This is a genomic window from Psychrobacter sp. 1Y10, from assembly GCF_052259005.1.
Lineage (GTDB): Bacteria > Pseudomonadota > Gammaproteobacteria > Pseudomonadales > Moraxellaceae > Psychrobacter > Psychrobacter saeujeotis.
In genome coordinates, this window is record NZ_JBQQES010000005.1 from 217,657 (window position 1) to 234,046 (window position 16,390).

16 protein-coding genes are annotated in these 16,390 nt (G+C 40.5%); 8 read left to right on the forward strand and 8 right to left on the reverse strand.

Annotated features, from left to right (window positions below; all coding sequences use genetic code 11):
- Window positions 1-8: 8 nt before the first annotated feature.
- Entirely contained in the window at window positions 9-482 is a 474-nt protein-coding gene (locus ACTXGH_RS08760; RefSeq protein ID WP_439296228.1) for an EVE domain-containing protein, read from the reverse strand.
- A 265-nt stretch (window positions 483-747) separates the two neighbouring features.
- Here ACTXGH_RS08760 and hemW point away from each other — a divergent pair, with 265 nt between their 5' ends.
- Window positions 748-1,980 carry a radical SAM family heme chaperone HemW gene (gene hemW, locus ACTXGH_RS08765; protein WP_439296333.1) on the forward strand — a complete coding sequence of 411 codons (1,233 nt, stop codon included), beginning with the start codon at window positions 748-750 and terminating at the stop codon, window positions 1,978-1,980.
- A 129-nt stretch (window positions 1,981-2,109) separates the two neighbouring features.
- Here the strand turns inward: hemW and ACTXGH_RS08770 are convergent, their stop codons facing one another.
- Window positions 2,110-2,250, reverse strand: coding sequence for an entericidin A/B family lipoprotein (locus ACTXGH_RS08770; RefSeq protein ID WP_290162464.1), 141 nt, complete (start codon window positions 2,248-2,250; stop codon window positions 2,110-2,112).
- Window positions 2,251-2,601: 351 nt separating this feature from the next.
- Between ACTXGH_RS08770 and ACTXGH_RS08775 the strand changes: the two genes are divergently transcribed.
- Window positions 2,602-3,165 carry a tRNA (cytidine(34)-2'-O)-methyltransferase gene (locus ACTXGH_RS08775; protein WP_439261465.1) on the forward strand — a complete coding sequence of 188 codons (564 nt, stop codon included), beginning with the start codon at window positions 2,602-2,604 and terminating at the stop codon, window positions 3,163-3,165.
- Between the two features lie 21 nt (window positions 3,166-3,186).
- Here the strand turns inward: ACTXGH_RS08775 and ACTXGH_RS08780 are convergent, their stop codons facing one another.
- From ACTXGH_RS08780 to ACTXGH_RS08800, 5 genes are all read right to left on the reverse strand, one after another.
- Window positions 3,187-3,525, reverse strand: coding sequence for a TusE/DsrC/DsvC family sulfur relay protein (locus ACTXGH_RS08780; RefSeq protein WP_439261464.1), 339 nt, complete (start codon window positions 3,523-3,525; stop codon window positions 3,187-3,189).
- Window positions 3,522-3,851: a hypothetical protein gene (locus tag ACTXGH_RS08785; RefSeq protein WP_439261463.1), complete on the reverse strand. Its 330-nt coding sequence runs from the start codon at window positions 3,849-3,851 to the stop codon at window positions 3,522-3,524. Before ACTXGH_RS08785 ends, ACTXGH_RS08780 begins: the two co-directional genes overlap by 4 nt.
- A 54-nt stretch (window positions 3,852-3,905) precedes the next feature.
- Window positions 3,906-4,229, reverse strand: a complete 324-nt coding sequence (locus ACTXGH_RS08790; protein WP_299220417.1) for a hypothetical protein — start codon at window positions 4,227-4,229, stop codon at window positions 3,906-3,908.
- Between the two features lie 47 nt (window positions 4,230-4,276).
- On the reverse strand, window positions 4,277-4,726 hold the full coding sequence (gene tusD / locus ACTXGH_RS08795; RefSeq protein ID WP_439296227.1) for a sulfurtransferase complex subunit TusD: 450 nt from the start codon (window positions 4,724-4,726) through the stop codon (window positions 4,277-4,279).
- Window positions 4,727-5,040: 314 nt separating this feature from the next.
- Window positions 5,041-6,324, reverse strand: a complete 1,284-nt coding sequence (locus tag ACTXGH_RS08800) for an amidohydrolase (protein ID WP_439296226.1) — start codon at window positions 6,322-6,324, stop codon at window positions 5,041-5,043.
- 283 nt (window positions 6,325-6,607) lie between these two features.
- Between ACTXGH_RS08800 and glnE the strand changes: the two genes are divergently transcribed.
- The 6 genes from glnE (at window position 6,608) to murB (ending at window position 15,009) form a co-directional block, all read left to right on the forward strand.
- Window positions 6,608-9,475, forward strand: coding sequence for a bifunctional [glutamate--ammonia ligase]-adenylyl-L-tyrosine phosphorylase/[glutamate--ammonia-ligase] adenylyltransferase (glnE, locus tag ACTXGH_RS08805; RefSeq protein WP_439296225.1), 2,868 nt, complete (start codon window positions 6,608-6,610; stop codon window positions 9,473-9,475).
- Window positions 9,476-9,667: 192 nt separating this feature from the next.
- A complete protein-coding gene (locus tag ACTXGH_RS08810; protein WP_439296224.1) occupies window positions 9,668-10,597 on the forward strand; it encodes a branched-chain amino acid transaminase in 930 nt (309 codons plus the stop codon).
- A gap of 107 nt (window positions 10,598-10,704) precedes the next feature.
- A complete protein-coding gene (locus tag ACTXGH_RS08815; RefSeq protein ID WP_439296223.1) occupies window positions 10,705-11,541 on the forward strand; it encodes a glycosyl transferase in 837 nt (278 codons plus the stop codon).
- 58 nt (window positions 11,542-11,599) lie between these two features.
- Window positions 11,600-12,694 carry a glycosyltransferase gene (locus tag ACTXGH_RS08820; RefSeq protein WP_439296222.1) on the forward strand — a complete coding sequence of 365 codons (1,095 nt, stop codon included), beginning with the start codon at window positions 11,600-11,602 and terminating at the stop codon, window positions 12,692-12,694.
- A 104-nt stretch (window positions 12,695-12,798) separates the two neighbouring features.
- Window positions 12,799-14,061 (forward strand): UDP-N-acetylglucosamine 1-carboxyvinyltransferase, encoded by a 1,263-nt coding sequence (locus ACTXGH_RS08825; RefSeq protein WP_439296221.1) that lies wholly within the window; start codon window positions 12,799-12,801, stop codon window positions 14,059-14,061.
- A gap of 6 nt (window positions 14,062-14,067) precedes the next feature.
- Window positions 14,068-15,009, forward strand: a complete 942-nt coding sequence (gene murB, locus ACTXGH_RS08830) for a UDP-N-acetylmuramate dehydrogenase (RefSeq protein ID WP_439296220.1) — start codon at window positions 14,068-14,070, stop codon at window positions 15,007-15,009.
- Window positions 15,010-15,082: 73 nt separating this feature from the next.
- Here murB and ACTXGH_RS08835 read toward each other — a convergent pair.
- Window positions 15,083-16,390: glycosyltransferase family protein (locus tag ACTXGH_RS08835; protein WP_443561731.1), on the reverse strand; the 1,308-nt coding region annotated here is incomplete at its 5' end.

Consider the following 16,390-nt stretch of genomic DNA (forward strand, 5'->3'; position numbering starts at 1 on the left):
TTATGAGCTCATACTAGCTCCAGCATCTCTGCCATATCCATGATAGCCTGCCAATGCTTAGGCTCAAGTGGTATTACGGTCAGTTGCTGGCAGCCCTTTCTAAGTAGTAATGAATCCTCAAGTGCAGGGATAAATTTTAGCTCAGATAGGGGTAGGGTTTCTTTAAAAGCTCGCTCAAATGTTACATCGACCATATACCAGCGCGGAGTCTCAATAGTTGCAATGGGGTCGTAATGCCGATGTTCAGGATGAAACTGGGTTGGATCAGGGTAACCGGCTTGGCTTATTGTCATAATGCCAGCGACGCCAGAGGGTTTTGCACTCGAATGATAAAAAAACACTTTGTCATCTACTTGCATATCATCGCGCATAAAGTTACGCGCACGGTAGTTACGTACGCCGTCCCAACATTCTGTACCCAACCGTTGTAGGTCTTCAATACCAAAAAATTTTGGATTAGATTTCATTAGCCAATATGCCATAACTGTTATCCTCATATTTGTCGTATGATATTTGATATACGTTTTATCTAGCTTGCCTGTTAGATGGCATTGATGATAGTCGTGTTTGTTTAAGTATGGTTTTACAGCTGTTCGTTAAACGTCTCTTTAATAAATGCAATTGATGAATACAATGCTTTTCTTTCAGTGACGTAGCCGTTATCCTAGCCGTATTTTTTGCGGTTTGTCGCCGCTTTTTATTGAATAAGTTTATGTTATGTCGATATCTAAAAGTGAGAATATTACCATGCGAGCTGATATTAACGGTGCTTCTTGTATAGACGCGACCATTATACCGTTGGCGCTGTATATTCATGTTCCATGGTGCGTAAAAAAATGCCCTTATTGCGATTTTAACTCGCACGAGCTAGGCGCTGATGTGCAGCTATCAATGTATGATGAGTACGTAGATGCACTCTTGCTAGATGCGCAGATGCAAGAGCATCTGACTCAAGGACGCCAGATTGGCTCAATATTTATAGGCGGTGGTACGCCGTCATTATTACCGATTATTCAATACCAGCGTTTATTTAAAGGTTTACAAGACTGCTTTGAATTTGCCAATGATATTGAAATTACCATGGAAGCAAATCCTGGAACGTTAGAACATGCACCATTTGCTGAGTATTTAAAAGTGGGTATTAATCGCTTATCTATCGGGGTGCAGAGCTTCGCTGCTGATAAGTTGCAAACACTTGGGCGTATTCATAATCCTGATCAGGCAACAGCCGCCATTCAGGCGGCTCGCGCTGCTGGCTTTGAGCGGGTCAATGTAGACTTAATGCATGGGTTACCGCAGCAGTCGCTTAGCGAAGCGTTATACGATATTCAAACGGCACATGACGCTGGCGCAACGCACATCTCTTGGTATCAGCTGACGATTGAGCCCAACACCGTATTCTATCGCAGTCAGCCTATCTTACCTGATGAGGACAGCTTGGCTGATATTGAGGAAGCAGGGCAGGCTCTGCTACAGCGTCTAGGCTATGATAATTATGAAGTATCGGCATGGGCAGGCGCGTCAGATAAACCGTGTCGACATAATGTCAATTACTGGCAGTTTGGCGATTATTTGGCCATTGGGGCTGGCGCGCACGGTAAAGTGACCTTGAACAGTAATGACTTAATAAGTAAAGATTTGCAAAACGATGAACTACTATCAAAGACAGGTATCTACCGTTTTAGTAAGTCACGCTCTCCAAAAGACTATATGACTTATCAAGATGCACCAAAAATGGTCAATTGGCAGCCAATCGCTGATGATGAGTTGGTCAGTGAATTTATGCTCAATGCGCTGCGTTTGCACGAAGGGGTAGCATGGACATTGTTTGAGTCGCGAACAGGGTTAAAATATGAGCGTGTAGCGCCACAAGTGAATGAGCTAGTTGAGCAAGGTCTCTTGATAGATGATCCTAATCTGTTGCGACCAACTTTATTAGGTCATCGGTATTTAAACCAGATATTGCGTGCTTTTTTATGATGTTTGTAGGCTCAAGCTGTTATGCATTTGCATAGATGACCATTATCTATAAATTACCACTTTTAAAAACCAAAAAAAGGACTTACCAAAAGGTAAGCCCTTTAAATACAGAATCTAAAAATTTAGCAATTAGATTTTGTTTTGTACGTCTTGTGCACCACCACTTACTGCTTCGCCAGCACTTGATACGTCTTGGCCTAGGCCTTTAAAAGTGTTGCAACCAGTCAATACAAACATAGCAGTCAAAGATGCGATAATTACTTTTTTCATAATAATGTTCCCAAAATGGATAGGTTTATTCGAGTAATAATAAGCATGTTGCTTAGGTATTACCAACGATGTGCAGGATAAATGGCAATATCATGATATCAGTTAGGCATAAATAAATAGGCTGTTCTGATATCATCAAACTGTCTTGATATCCATTGAAGCCATGATAATCAAAGTTAAAATCTGTGCCCAGTATCAAAATGTAATTATTGACAATAAACTGTAACTTTTAATTACGGTTAGTAGTTAGCTGGTTTACATAGCTGTCAGTTGACGATAGTGCATAAGAACAACATTGGACCAGTATGTCGCAAATAACATCAATCTTTTTAATCCTATTATGGAAATTTTATGACCATTCATATCGTGCTAGTGGCACCCAAAATGCCTAGCAATACTGGCAATATTATTCGTTTATGTGCCAATAGTGGCGCGCAGCTACATTTGGTGCAGCCACTAGGCTTTGAGCTGGATGATAAAAAGTTACGCCGTGCTGGATTGGATTATCATGAATACGCACACTTGCAAGTGCATGCTGACTGGTCAGCAGCGAAGAAAGCATTATTTGAGGCAGATTGCCAGACAATCACAGCGCTGACGACCAAGCTTAGTAAACCGTTTTATGATTATGATTTTATGGTGCAATTAGATACTAGTACCGACAACATACCAGCGGTAGCGCCTAGCGTAGCACTGGTTTTTGGTTCTGAAACCGCAGGTCTAGCGGATGATATACGTGAAGATATTGGCGCTAATAATTGGTTAAGACTGCCAATGTTACCTGATTCTCGCAGTCTTAACTTATCTAATAGCGTGGCAATATGTCTCTATGAAGTATGGCGCCAGCAGGGATTTTACGGTGATACAGGTCGCAGCACCGGTTATGAGACTCTCACTGTTTATGACCCAAAATAGCAGCCTATAAAAAAGCGGTTTTTATAAGCAGTTAGGCGGCTTTGGGAGGCCTGACAAACGATTGACATGACGGGCAACTAAGCCAGTATTAAACAGTTGCTGCAACTTTTGGTTGCTGATATCGTATTCAGGCAAAGTCTGCTGTAGCCATTTAATCAATGGGCGAGTAGCTGGCGCGTGATTAAACCTAGCAAAAAAAGCCCGGACTTGATGCAGGATGGCTAGGTGCTCGTCATTTAGCTTGACATCTAATGTATCTGCCAGTTGTTGGGCGATAGCAGGTGTCCATATATTATGGTCACAAAGATGACCGTCTTGGTCTAAAGCAATGTTAGACATAGTGATATTAGATACAGTCATAAGGATATGGTCACTACTTTGTCAAACTGTGGGTCTTGGGTCATAGTAACCCATTCATCATCAGTTAAAACACCAGCCAGCTTGGCGTTTAGGTTTAATTTGGCAGTCGTATTATTACTGAGATTTGCGACATCATCCGCTAGAGCATAGATTGCTGTGATACCTTCTATATCACTATCACTCAAATAAGCATTTAGCCATTCAACAAAAGCGACAGTTGCGCCTAACAAAATAATACTGTCACCAGCCCGCCACGTTAGCGCCATCTCTTCTGTGCTTCGTCTGAGCTTATCCACTGTACTGTGTAATTGATATAAAGTTGCCATATTAAGTTTCCGAATGTTTACAAATAGCAAGGTAATATCTAAAAATATATACCATCAAAAAGCTAAGATCTGCTCAAAATCTTGTGAGTTAACGACTTCTGGTATTAGCGTAAGCTGCGCGGCTAAATCGCTTGGTACCATGCCTGTAAGCCATCCGCTAAATACATCCTCAGGTAGCCAAGCGGGCGGCATATCATATAGTTCAAGAGATTGAATCATACCGTGCAAACGCGACTTCGGCTGCATTAATAGTCCAAAAACAGGAGCGTCTAAATAAAGCTGCACCTCATGACCGAAAGTTGCAAGCGTCAAGGCGAGGGCACAACCTTCATAACTTGCCATCTCCGTTGGAGTGCGCAGCTGAATGAGTAATTTCATAGGTTATTTCTTATTATCCATGATGAATATTCGTACTTAATTGGCACTTAAAACTGTAGCAGACGGCAGTTGCCTTGCATCATTATAGCAAGCTCACTAAGTCCAACTAAATGAAAGCCATCGGCAATATTTTCACCATTTAGCTGATGGCGTGTGCTGTTATCACTATCACTGATACCGCGGCTAAGCGCAGTGCTGACGCATACAGGTAGCGAGAGCTGGTATTGCTTAGCAAGCGCTTGCCATTCTTGAGTTAAGTCAGTCTGATCCGCTGACTGCCAGCGTAGGCGATTGGCTGTATGCGCAGCGTCAGCGTAAAAAAAGACATTTAAAGGTTGCGTATCGTTTTCAATGATTCCTTGCTCATGCCTCTCATCAGCAAGTTGCGTCTGTTGCAACTTCATTTGTTTTAAAAAGGTACGAGCATAACGCAGCGCCAAATGCGCAAGCGGCTGGCTTGGGTCGGTCGTAATCAGGAGTAGCGGGGTAGCGTTCATAGTTATAAGCCATCATAAAAGTTCAGAATTCAAAGTATTATATTTTAGTTAGGTTTTAGTTTTGATCGTTATTGTACCACTCTGTAATCTGTTTTTTGAGATTATCAAACTCATTGGTCACGTCGACTGCGACGGACTTCTCTTTTTTTATCATTGCTTGCATATTGTCGATGTGCTTACAGTTAATACCTTTATATCTTCTAAGAGTTGAACGTTTTTTCCACGCAAAACATTTATGGATATTATCAGCGGCTCGTCATAACCTATATCCACAAAACCGTGCATTAAATGTTTGATAAAGGCATAGGTACTAGTTATTGAAAAATCACCTTACCTTTATAGTAAACCGCTTCGCGTCTTGGTAGGCGGGCTACTGCCTCCGCAGAACAAGAGGCATTGACCAGTATAAAGTCAGCGTCAGCGCCTATGAACGGCCAGACTTGCTTGCCTTGGTCGTCCAAAGGTAACGTATGATTGGTAATCATTTTTAACGCCCGATTCAAACGATATTCGTCAGTCCAGTCATACAATTGCGCGCATAAATTTGCTTTTTGTAGCATATCGCCCGTTCCGAATGGCGAAAAGTTATCCATAAGATTGTCAGTACCAGTTAGGACATTGACGTTGTGTTTTTTTAAGGTGGGAACAGGCATTACTTGGCTGACAATTGGGACGCTGGAAACGATGCCGATACCATATTCTGCAAATTGCTCAGCGATAAGTTCCAGCTCTTTTTGCGGCATCATAGCCAATGCGTAAGCATGGGTAATAAAGGTTTTACCTTGCAGTACCTTGTTTTCTTTAACCTTTTTTATCATATAATCCATCGCCGCTTTGCCAGAAGGCAGGTCTTCATGAAGATGAATATCGACACCTTTGTCATAATCTAACGCGATATCAAACATAATATCTAAAGATTTTTTCATATCGCCATCGACAACTGTAGGATCAAGCCCACCGATGAAATCAATATCCATTTGAGCCGCTTCTCTCAACAAGCCCTCGGACTGCGAATAAAGAATACCGTGTTGAGGAAAGGCGGCTATTTCCCAATCAAAGCTGTCTTGGTAATTATCCAACGCTAACAGCAGATGTTCTAAGCTTTTTAATCCACTAATGGGATCGATATTGCAGTGGCAACGAGCAAAAGTAGAGCCATAGCTTTGCATGAGCTGTATGCATTCTTCCGCTTTTCGCTGAGAGTCAGGAAGGAGTTTTGGAATTAATTTCTCTTCCAGACGAATCATATCTTTGATACTGCCCGTCCAAGGTGCTGCTTGCCAACCTGAACCGTAGTAAGTTTTATCGATATGAATATGCATGTCTTGAAAAGTTGGCAGCATTAAGAATTCATTAGCATCAACTGTTTTTACATCAAGGTTCGTTTGACTCTCATTTGTCAGTTCTTTTTTAGTGATTGATTCGATTTTGCCATTGGAGATAAAAAGATCAAAAAGCGACGTCTCTGTCGCAACGACTTCATTGTACTTATTGCGCACAAAACCGGTTTCTAATCGAACATTGCTAAGTAAAAATCCTTCATCGTCGGTCTTATTCTTAGGGCTGTCACTCTCTATATTTTGCTCAGTCAGCTTCATAGAGCTTCTCCACTATATTTGGATAGATAATCTGTAACTTTACGGACGATATTATCCAGCAGAATGTATGCATCGTCAGCTGCTGTAAGTTTGTGATTATTGATACTTCAGCTAACCATGCTACCATAAAGTTAACTTGGTCAAATACTGTATATATTGTAAGCAGCAGACTGGTAACACATAGACCACATTATTCAATATGACTCTCTCGTTAGAAAAAACTATGAACAAAACAGCTAGGTTCAGGTAGTCTTATTAATCCATGCTGTACGGAGCACTTATTATGTCATCGGCGATGCCATCTACTACAATCAATAACCAAAGCCATCAGCCCACAGCTGAACAGATCCAAGTTTTAAGTATTGCTAGTGCTTTTGCATATCAGATTTGGGAGAGCCGAACGACTTCTTGTCAGACGTTTTTGCGTAGCTATCCACTCGATCAAACATTAACTCGCCAGCAAATAGATGATCTTATTCAAGATTATACGTTAGATGATAACTACCAGTTGGGCGATGAGACGACAGTCATGAGAGGGCTGCGAAATTTGCGCAATCTATTGATGATGCGCTGGATTTGGCAAGATGCTTTAAGAATGATAGAGCTTGAACAATTGACAGATGAGCTCTCTGAATTTGCTGATGGCTGTATAGACTTTGCCAAAGACTATACTTATCGGCAACTGGTTACTCAATATGGCAAGCCAACTTTTATAGATGATAAAGGGGTGAAGCGTGTTGACGACATGGCAATTATGGCCATGGGTAAGCTTGGGGCACATGAGCTGAATTTGTCGAGTGATATCGATCTGATGTTTGTCCATCAAGCGCGCGGTGAGACTGATGGGGATAAGGCACAAGGCACGCGATGCATTGATAACAAGCGTTTTATGACGCGCCTTGGTCAAGGTATTATTAAATTATTGGATAATTGTACTGCGGACGGGTTTGTATTTCGGGTAGATATGCGCTTGCGACCATGGGGAGATGGTAGCGATTTGGCCATTCATCTGTCAGCATTACAAAAGTATTTTGCCAATCATGGACGAGCATGGGAACGTTTTGCTTGGTTAAAAGCACGCGTAGTCGGTCAGATTACACCGCCATTTTATGACGAGCTACAAGCGCTGATTAAGCCATTCGTTTTTCGGTATTACGTTGATTATAGTGCCTTTTCAGCATTGCGTGAGATGAAGTCACTCATTCAAAATCAAGTCGCACAGCGAGAGGACTTAGACAATATCAAGCTAGGTGCTGGCGGTATTCGTGATATTGAGTTTATTGTACAAGCTTTTCAGCTCATCTACGGTGGCCGTCATCCGCAGTTACAAGTCAAGTCGTGTCTACAAGCAATGATGGCTTTATGTGAACTTGAATATCTTGAATACTCAACCTATGAGCAATTACAAGCCGCTTACCGGTTTTTGCGTCGACTTGAGCACGGCATCCAAGCGATTAACGATCAGCAGACTCAGCGGTTGCCTAATGACGAACATTGGCAGTACAATTTGGCTCGCACTTTAGGCTTTGAGACTTGGGATGCGCTACTAACAATGCTCAATTTGCATCGCGAAAATGTCAATGTTCCATTTGAGCGTATGGTGACTGAACGACAAGTACCCGATCAAGAAGATACTGAGCTTGACCATGCCAACCTTGATGAGCAAATTGCGCAGCTTGACACCGTATTAACAGAACAAAACCGCGCCCAATTACAGACATTTTGGCAATCAAAAATGGTCGCCAACTTAAGCGAGGAAGCCAGAACCCGTTTAGATGATGCTTACCCAGTAATCGTGCATGCGTTGCTTGCGCATCAAGAACAGCAGCAGCTGGCCAATAGCGCATTGCCGCGTCTAATCAATTTACTTGAGGCAATTTGTCGGCGCTCAATCTACTTAGTCATGATCGCAGAAAACCCAAATGCAACGGTTGAGCTGATTCCGATGTTGTCTGCCAGTCCTTGGATTGCCAATGAGCTGGCACGGTATCCCGTGCTACTCGATACCTTTTTACAGCAGCGTTATCGTCATCTGCCAGATAAACTAGAGCTACACGACATTTTGCGTCAGCGTCTATTGCGTGTAGAGCCTGATGACGAAGAAGAGCTACTGAGTGTGCTGCGATTGTTTAAAAAGAACCAAGTACTGGCCGTTGCTGCTAGCGACGTCTTGGCTGAACGGCCCATTATGAAGGTATCAGATTCCTTGACCTATATTGCAGCTGTGGTGTTAGAGGCTGCACTGGAACGGGCTTTTGCAGAATTGGTCAAGCGCTATGGCTATCCTATCGCCCAAAATGGTGATCCAGTGACTGAAGCGGATTGTGGTTTTGCTATTATCGGTTATGGTAAGCTTGGTGGCCTTGAGCTGTCTTATTCCTCCGATTTAGATTTGGTGTTTTTACACAAAATAAAAGAGCAGGGCATGACGACTGGTGAGAAGTCAGTCAGTGGCATGAAGTTTGCGGCTCGTTTAGCTCAAAAGCTTATGACTTATCTCAATACGCAAACGCGTGATGGGCGAGCGTATGAAATCGATATGCGTCTGCGCCCATCGGGAAATGCAGGTATGATGGTGGTTTCTTGTCATGCTTTTGAGACTTATCAGCGCGAAAAAGCGTGGGCTTGGGAGCATCAGGCACTGGTTCGGGCACGGGCAGTATGCGGCGACAAACGCGTAACAGCGCTATTTTGCGATATTCGCCGTACGATATTGGCCCTGCCACGTACACTTGATGAAGTGCGTACAGAGGTGACAAGCATGCGCATAAAAATGCAAAAACATCTCGGTACCAGTCAGTGGCAACAACAAGCGGGCAAGTTTCATCTCAAGCAAGACGCTGGCGGTATCATTGATATTGAGTTTCTGGCACAATTTGTCGTGTTGGCCTATTCGCATAAGTACCCAAGCCTCACTAAGTGGAGCGACAACGTACGCATCTTTGAAGAAGTGGCGTTGCTTGGCATTTGGGAGGAGCAAGTCTGTCAAGATTTAACTGATGCTTACTTACGTATTCGTGCCGCCACTCATCAGTTAGCATTGGCTGAGCAATCACTACTGGTAGATGAGCTGCTATGGACAGAGACACGCGCACTGGTACAGGCTCAGTGGCAACATCTTATGGGTGTGTCCTCGAGAGAAGAAGAATAAGCGTTTATACGGCAAAGGCTATAAATAAAAGCCATGTTAGGATAAACTAAAATGTTTCATTTGTTTGGCTTGCCGATGATATAATCATTTACGCACTAATACGGACTCGGTGTAAGCATACAATTTTAATTAAAACACTTACTTAAAACTCAATAAAAAGTTAGTCGATAGTACTAACATAAGGATTCTTACATGAATATGGCAACACAGGAAGGCAAGCTTTGGATGAACGGCACAATGGTTGAACAACCTGATGCCAAAGTTCATGTACTTACCCATAGTTTGCATTATGGTATGGCTGTGTTTGAAGGGGTACGTGCTTATCAAACTGATGATAATCGTACAGCAATCTTCCGTTTAAAAGAGCATACTGAGCGTCTGTTAGGGTCTGCAAAAATCTTTCAAATGGATGTGTCTTTTGATGCGGCTACCCTTGAGCAAGCACATAAAGATGTGGTTAAACAAAATGAGTTAGCAGAAGCTTATATTCGTCCACTTATTTGGGTTGGCGCAGAAAAGCTAGGCCTATCCTCACATGGCAACAGTATCAACGCGATGGTTGCGGCTTGGCATTGGGGCGCATATCTTGGTGACGAGGGCATCCAAAACGGTATCCGCGTCAAAACATCTTCTTATACACACCACATGCCAAACGTCACTATGTGTAAAGCCAAGGCTTCAAGTAACTATCCAGTATCTATTATGGCTAACCAAGAAGTTACCCGTAACGGGTATGACGAAGCCATCTTGATGGACCCACAAGGCTTTGTGTGTCAAGGTGCAGGTGAGAATTTATTCTTAGTTAAGAACGGTGAACTACATACCCCAGATTTATCTGGCGGCGCACTAGATGGTATTACTCGTCGTACTATCTTGCAGTTCGCAGCTGACTTAGGTATAAACGTCATTGAACGCCGTATCACGCGTGATGAGTTTTACTTAGCAGACGAGATTTTTATGACTGGTACTGCTGCTGAGGTCACACCGATTCGTGAATATGATGACCGTACTATCGGTAATGGTGGTCGCGGTCCATTGACCGAAAAGCTACAAACCTTGTATTTTGATGTGGTACACGGGCGTAATGAGAAGTACATGGACTGGTTAAGCTTTATTGATTAACATTATCTAGAAGAATTAAAAAGGCTGAACATAATTGTTCAGTCTTTTTTTTATGTTAATATACGGAGCATATTATTTATTCATACTATCTAAAGTGAGTAGTTTCGATGCCAATAGGTACAAAAGCAGCACATAACAATGATATCAAGCAAATCATCTGTATTAAATGGGGCACTAAATACGGCGCTGACTATGCCAATAAGCTCTACGGTATGGTATCACGTAACATCACGCCACCATTTCGCTTCATCTGCTTTACTGACGATACTACAAACGTTCGTTCAGAGATTGAGTGTCAAGAACTGCCTCCTTTAGATGTAACTATGCCAACCAATACCTTAGGTAAATGGCCAAAGTCACGACTTTGGGGTGAAAAGCTAGGTGATTTATCAGGAACTGTTCTATTTGTAGATTTGGATGTCATTATCGTCGATAGCCTTGATCCTTTTTTTGAGTATGGTAAACCTGATGATGTTATCTTGTCTTATAATCCAAGTAATCCCTTAGAGCGACTGGGCCAAACGTCTTGCTTTCGTTTTCAAGTTGGTTCATTGGTATCTCTTCAAGAAAAATTTAAAGCCGATCCGCAAGGCATCGCTGATAAATACCGCTTTGAGCAACGCTTTGTAACTCGTAATGCGCCAAATGGTGTTAAATTATTTCCGAAAAAATGGGTGGCCCACTTTAGACGTAAGTGTCGTCAACCGTTCCCGCTAAATTATATCAAAGAACCAAAAATCCCTAAAGGGGCACGCATCGTTATCTTCCCAGGTGATCTGTATCCTACTCATGCAATTGAGGGAAGATATAACAAAAACGCTGCTAATAATGCAGTAGACCATTTGAAAAGATTGAAAGAACCTAAAAACCTTAAAAAACCACTACGCCATCTGCGCCATTTTATCTTGCCAGTAGGATGGATTGAAAAATACTGGAGAGAGTAGTTAATCATCGATCTCAAAACTATCGAGTTAACTATTAATCCAAAATAAGCCATAAGAGATGAATCAACATTCTAAAATAGTACTACTAGTCATTAATTGTCTACAAGGTGGAGGCGCAGAACGCTCTGTACTTACTTTAGGACAAGGCTTTCATGAGCTAGGTTATGAGGTACATATATTAAGATTCAAACCCCTCGTAGAGTATGACCTCAATCCAAACCTAATATATCATGTGTTACGGTTTAAACCTTATAAACTGATACCGAATCCTCAGCTTCGTTATCAGTTGTTTGCTAAAACAGTTGATAAATATGTTTTAAGCAAAATCGGTCAGCCAGATATTATCTTATCTAATCTTATTGCTGCAGACCGAATCATGTTTCATAGCAAGCTGCCAAATCTTATGTATGTTATTAGAAACACAATGTCTAACAAGTTTAATCTAATTGATAGTCCAATAGCAGCCAATAAGATTGAAGAACTCAAGCAAATCTATAAGAGTAGTCCCTGTGTTTGTGTTTCAAAAGGTGTGGAGAGTGATTTACAAGCGAGTTTAGGTTCAGATATCACTAGTACCACTATTTATAATGCTTTTGATAAAGTGTCAATTGAGCAGTTAGCCGATAGTTCACTAGAGCTACCCCATGATGTACTTAAATCAAATCAATATTTATTGCATGTAGGTAGTTTTAAGCCTGAAAAGGCTCATGATGTGTTGCTAAAAGCTTATGCTAAATCGTCTATGGCCTATCCTTTAGTGTTGTTAGGTAAAGGTAAAATGCTTGATCAAACAAAAGAGTTGGCTAAAAAACTAGGAATATCTGATAAAGTCATATTTTTAGGGTTTAATAAAAATCCCTATCCTTTTATGAAAGATGCCAAAGGATTTGTCTTGTCTTCACGTTCTGAAGGTTTTGTTAGGGTAATACAAGAAGCGCTGGCATTAAACGCACCAGTCATCAGTACTAATTGTCAGTCCGGACCAAGTGAGATGCTGCCTGAAAGTAGCCTTGTACCTGTAGACGATATAGACGCTCTAGCAATTAAAATGACAGAACTAATGGCAAAGCCACAAATTTTTAAAGTTGACTTTGATGATAAGTTCTTACCTAAAAATATTGCTCAGCAATATGTTGACTACTTATCATGTTAATAAAGACAAGTTTGTTGTCTACTAAGAGCGATTTTTCGTGCAGCCAACTATAAACTAATTACCTGACAAAACTATATAACTGTTGAAATAGTATGAGTTCTTTTATGTTTAAAAATGTGTTGAGAGTTGCAAAAAGTAAGTTAGAAGGTGAGGTAGAACTGGCAGGTGCTAAGAACTCAGCTTTAAAATTGTTGGCTGCCAGTATCCTAACTGAAGAAGACGTTATATTAGAAAATTACCCTTCGCAGCTTTTGGATGCTCAAGTACATGTAGATATGCTTCAGGCTTTGGGCAAAGAAACAAAATATCTAACTCCTAATAAAATTATAATAAAAGAAAATAATAATTTGGAAACGAGTCTGACTTGGGAAGGACGTTCGATTAGAAATACGCTACTCATACTAGGTGTTCTGACAGCACGTTTTGGACAAGCAAAAGTACCTTTACCAGGAGGTTGTAAGCTAGGAGAGCGTAAATACGACTTACATATCATGTTGCTTGAAAAGCTAGGAGCTAAGATATGGGAGGAAGGTGACTATTTATGTTCAGAGGTAAAAGGTAGGTTAGTAGGTGCTGATATACATCTATCAATGCGTTCAACTGGTGCGACAGAAAATGCGATTTTAGCAGGAACGTTTGCGACAGGAGTTACACGTATTTGGAACCCTCATATCCGTCCAGAGCTACTAGACTTAGTGTCAATGCTTAATAATATGGGAGCTCAAATCAAAGTTTTTGGACAAGAGCATATTGAAATCATTGGTGTCGATCAACTAAAGGGTGTAAGGCATAGAGTAATATCCGACAATATGGAAGCCATTACGTGGTTAGCTGCCGCGGTTATCACTAAAGGTGATATAGAAATTTACGATTTTCCGTATCAAGATTTAGAAGTGGTACTCACTCATTTAAGAGCGGCAGGCGCAAAGCTATATAGGGGAGAAAACTCGCTTATTGTACGCGGCGGCTGTTGTTTTCCACTTGAAATAAGTACTGGTCCGCATCCAGGTATAAACTCAGATGTACAACCTATCTTAGCAGCTTGGGCTGTACAAGCTCAAGGTGAGTCGCGGATTATAGATCTACGTTTTCCTGGTCGTTATGGATATATAAAAGAGATGGCTCGTATGGGAGCTCACTATGAAATATCAGGAGATATACTCAAAATAATGGGCAATGGCGGCGGATTGATAGGTACTGAAGTCAAAGCTCTAGACCTACGTGCTGGTATTGCTTTAACCCTATGTGGTTTAGCTGCTGAAGAAGAAACTGTTATCACTGATGCTTGGCAAATTGGACGTGGATATGTTGATCTCATACCCAAATTGAAATCTCTTGGTGCAAACTGTAGTGGTATGATTGGGTAAGTATACATGGACAACTGGTATAAGAAAAAGATTAAAGAGACTTTTCCTGAAATTGTAGAGCTTGACGCATCTTTGTCAAAGCTTAGTCAGTGGAAGGTAGGTGGAAAGGCAGATCTTATCATCCGTCCAAGAAATAAAGAAGAACTGATTGAGATAAGGCAATGGTTATATCTAAACGAACTAGAGTCAGTTTTTATAGGCAATACAACAAACTTGTTATTCTCTGATGAAGGCTTACACGTTGTCGTTATACAAATAGGCTCTAGTTTCTCAAAAGTAAAAATAGATGATGTCAACATTACTGCCGAGCCTGGTGTATGGGTGCCAAACTTGGCTAAAATAGTTATGCAAGAAGGCTTGTCAGGTATTGAACATACTTGTGGTATACCTGGTACTCTTGGCGGTCTTATTGTTATGAATGGCGGTAGTCAAAGACAAGGTATTGGTAGTGTGGTTGAATATGTGGAAACCGTTGACAATAAAGGATACGTAAAGTATTACACCAATCAAGAAAGTAAATTTTTCTATCGAAACTCTACCTTTCAAAATAAAGACGAAATTATCGTAAAAGTTGGGTTAAAACTTAATAAACATAATAAGAATGACATACGTCAAGAAATGTTAGAAATACTTCATTCGCGTCGCAAGAAGTTTCCAAGAAAACAACCAAACTGTGGCTCTGTATTTATGAGTCACCCTGATATATATGAAGATTATGGACCACCAGGAAAAATTATTGAATCATTAGGATTCAAAGGTATGAGTAAAGGAGATGCACAAATATCGAAATTGCATGCCAATTTTATTGTAAACAATGGAAGCGCTCAATCCAAAGACATACTATATTTGATTAATACGGTGAAAGAGACCATATATCAGAAAACAGGGCATCAAATGACTGTTGAAGCAAAGTACGTAACTGCTAATGGAAAGATATTAAGTATTTAGTTTTAAATAAGCTTAAAATAATAACATTTATAATGTATGACGTTGTAGCGCTTGAATATTAAAAGATTACTATTTATAAACGTATCAATCTTTTTAATCGATACCTAAAAGACTTAGTCCTATATTTGAAAGACAGTTTAATATAATGAAGGCGCAATCTAAGCAAGTGCCATCCGGAGACTGGTCGTATGTTTCGTTCGTTATCATATATAGCCATTACTTTTTTAGCACCCACATCTACGTTGAAACTTGTATGAAATGTATTGTATCCGAACGTTTTAAGACTTTGCCTATAAGCTTTATCGGACAACAAGCTTTTAATATAATTAGGGTCACAGTATTTAAGTAGCTCGTTAGGCAGTTTAACTCTTTCAGAAAAATTGTCATGCATGGCATAGAAGGCGGTTTTATCATTAAATAAGCACGGATAATCAAAGTTAGTGACAGGGAATAGTAATATTTTTCCTGCTGATAAAGCTTCCATAGCTCCTCTACCAGTGCCAACTGCTATATCGCAAGCCCAAATTAATTCAGATGCGTTCGATGTATAATTACTATCAGAGTGAATAGTCAGTTTTACATTTAATTCTTGAGCGAATATGTTTAGTTGTTTAGTAATGTCTTCGGACTCTTCGTAACCAATAAAGGTTAGTTTTACGGGATAGTCATGACTTTGAATCTCAGCGCAGAACCTAATTGCAGCAATTAATGTTTTGTAGTAATAACTGCCTATCCTACCTATTTTTGTGACATGGAAGGCGTCGTCTTCTCTCAGACTTTCTATTTGGTTCTGTCTTTCTTCGAGATAAAGAGCTGGTTTGACTCTATTTGGAATCAGATAAAGGTTCTGGTAATTATTTTTGTAATTATAAAAGTGATTATAGTCTTCTTCATGAAAGACAACTAAAGTGTTTACTTTAGGATAGAATTTCTTCGGAACTTTTCCTCCGCATTTAGTAAGCAAAAAAGACGCTTTTATATTTTTTGCAATATGAGCGCCTATGTACACAGATTTTGCATCATAAGCATGGACAGTAGTCAATTTGTATAAAAAGTTAAGTGTCTTTAGTTTATTTATGGCGTCATTCAATCCTTTTCTTTGTAAATGTAATTCTGTAGAAATATGATAAGTATCTTTCATTCCTACTAATGCTAATGGCATTTCTTCACCAAGTACAATAGTAACGACTTTTCTACTTTCGGCTATAGATTCAGCCATTTGTCTTAAAGAATAATAATGACCACCGCGGCCTGTGTTAAAACCTGCATAGTTTGATATTAAAAACAAAACCATACACTGTTCCTTGGTAGTTGGTAGTTGGTAGTTGGTAGTTGGTAGTTGGTAGTTGGTAGTTGGTAGTTGGTAGTTGGTAGTTGGTAG

Bases quoted from the DNA above. Each gene is read 5' to 3' on its own strand.
- ACTXGH_RS08770 (WP_290162464.1), bottom strand. From the start codon at position 2,250: ATGAAAAAAGTAATTATCGCATCTTTGACTGCTATGTTTGTATTGACT.
- ACTXGH_RS08800 (WP_439296226.1), bottom strand. From the start codon at position 6,324: ATGAAGCTGACTGAGCAAAATATAGAGAGTGACAGCCCTAAGAATAAG.
- tusD (WP_439296227.1), bottom strand. From the start codon at position 4,726: ATGAACGCTACCCCGCTACTCCTGATTACGACCGACCCAAGCCAGCCG.
- murB (WP_439296220.1), top strand. From the start codon at position 14,068: ATGGACAACTGGTATAAGAAAAAGATTAAAGAGACTTTTCCTGAAATT.
- ACTXGH_RS08815 (WP_439296223.1), top strand. From the start codon at position 10,705: ATGCCAATAGGTACAAAAGCAGCACATAACAATGATATCAAGCAAATC.
- ACTXGH_RS08785 (WP_439261463.1), bottom strand. From the start codon at position 3,851: ATGGCAACTTTATATCAATTACACAGTACAGTGGATAAGCTCAGACGA.
- ACTXGH_RS08820 (WP_439296222.1), top strand. From the start codon at position 11,600: ATGAATCAACATTCTAAAATAGTACTACTAGTCATTAATTGTCTACAA.
- glnE (WP_439296225.1), top strand. From the start codon at position 6,608: ATGTCATCGGCGATGCCATCTACTACAATCAATAACCAAAGCCATCAG.
- ACTXGH_RS08825 (WP_439296221.1), top strand. From the start codon at position 12,799: ATGTTTAAAAATGTGTTGAGAGTTGCAAAAAGTAAGTTAGAAGGTGAG.
- ACTXGH_RS08775 (WP_439261465.1), top strand. From the start codon at position 2,602: ATGACCATTCATATCGTGCTAGTGGCACCCAAAATGCCTAGCAATACT.
- ACTXGH_RS08760 (WP_439296228.1), bottom strand. From the start codon at position 482: ATGGCATATTGGCTAATGAAATCTAATCCAAAATTTTTTGGTATTGAA.
- hemW (WP_439296333.1), top strand. From the start codon at position 748: ATGCGAGCTGATATTAACGGTGCTTCTTGTATAGACGCGACCATTATA.
- ACTXGH_RS08780 (WP_439261464.1), bottom strand. From the start codon at position 3,525: ATGACTGTATCTAATATCACTATGTCTAACATTGCTTTAGACCAAGAC.
- ACTXGH_RS08810 (WP_439296224.1), top strand. From the start codon at position 9,668: ATGAATATGGCAACACAGGAAGGCAAGCTTTGGATGAACGGCACAATG.
- ACTXGH_RS08790 (WP_299220417.1), bottom strand. From the start codon at position 4,229: ATGAAATTACTCATTCAGCTGCGCACTCCAACGGAGATGGCAAGTTAT.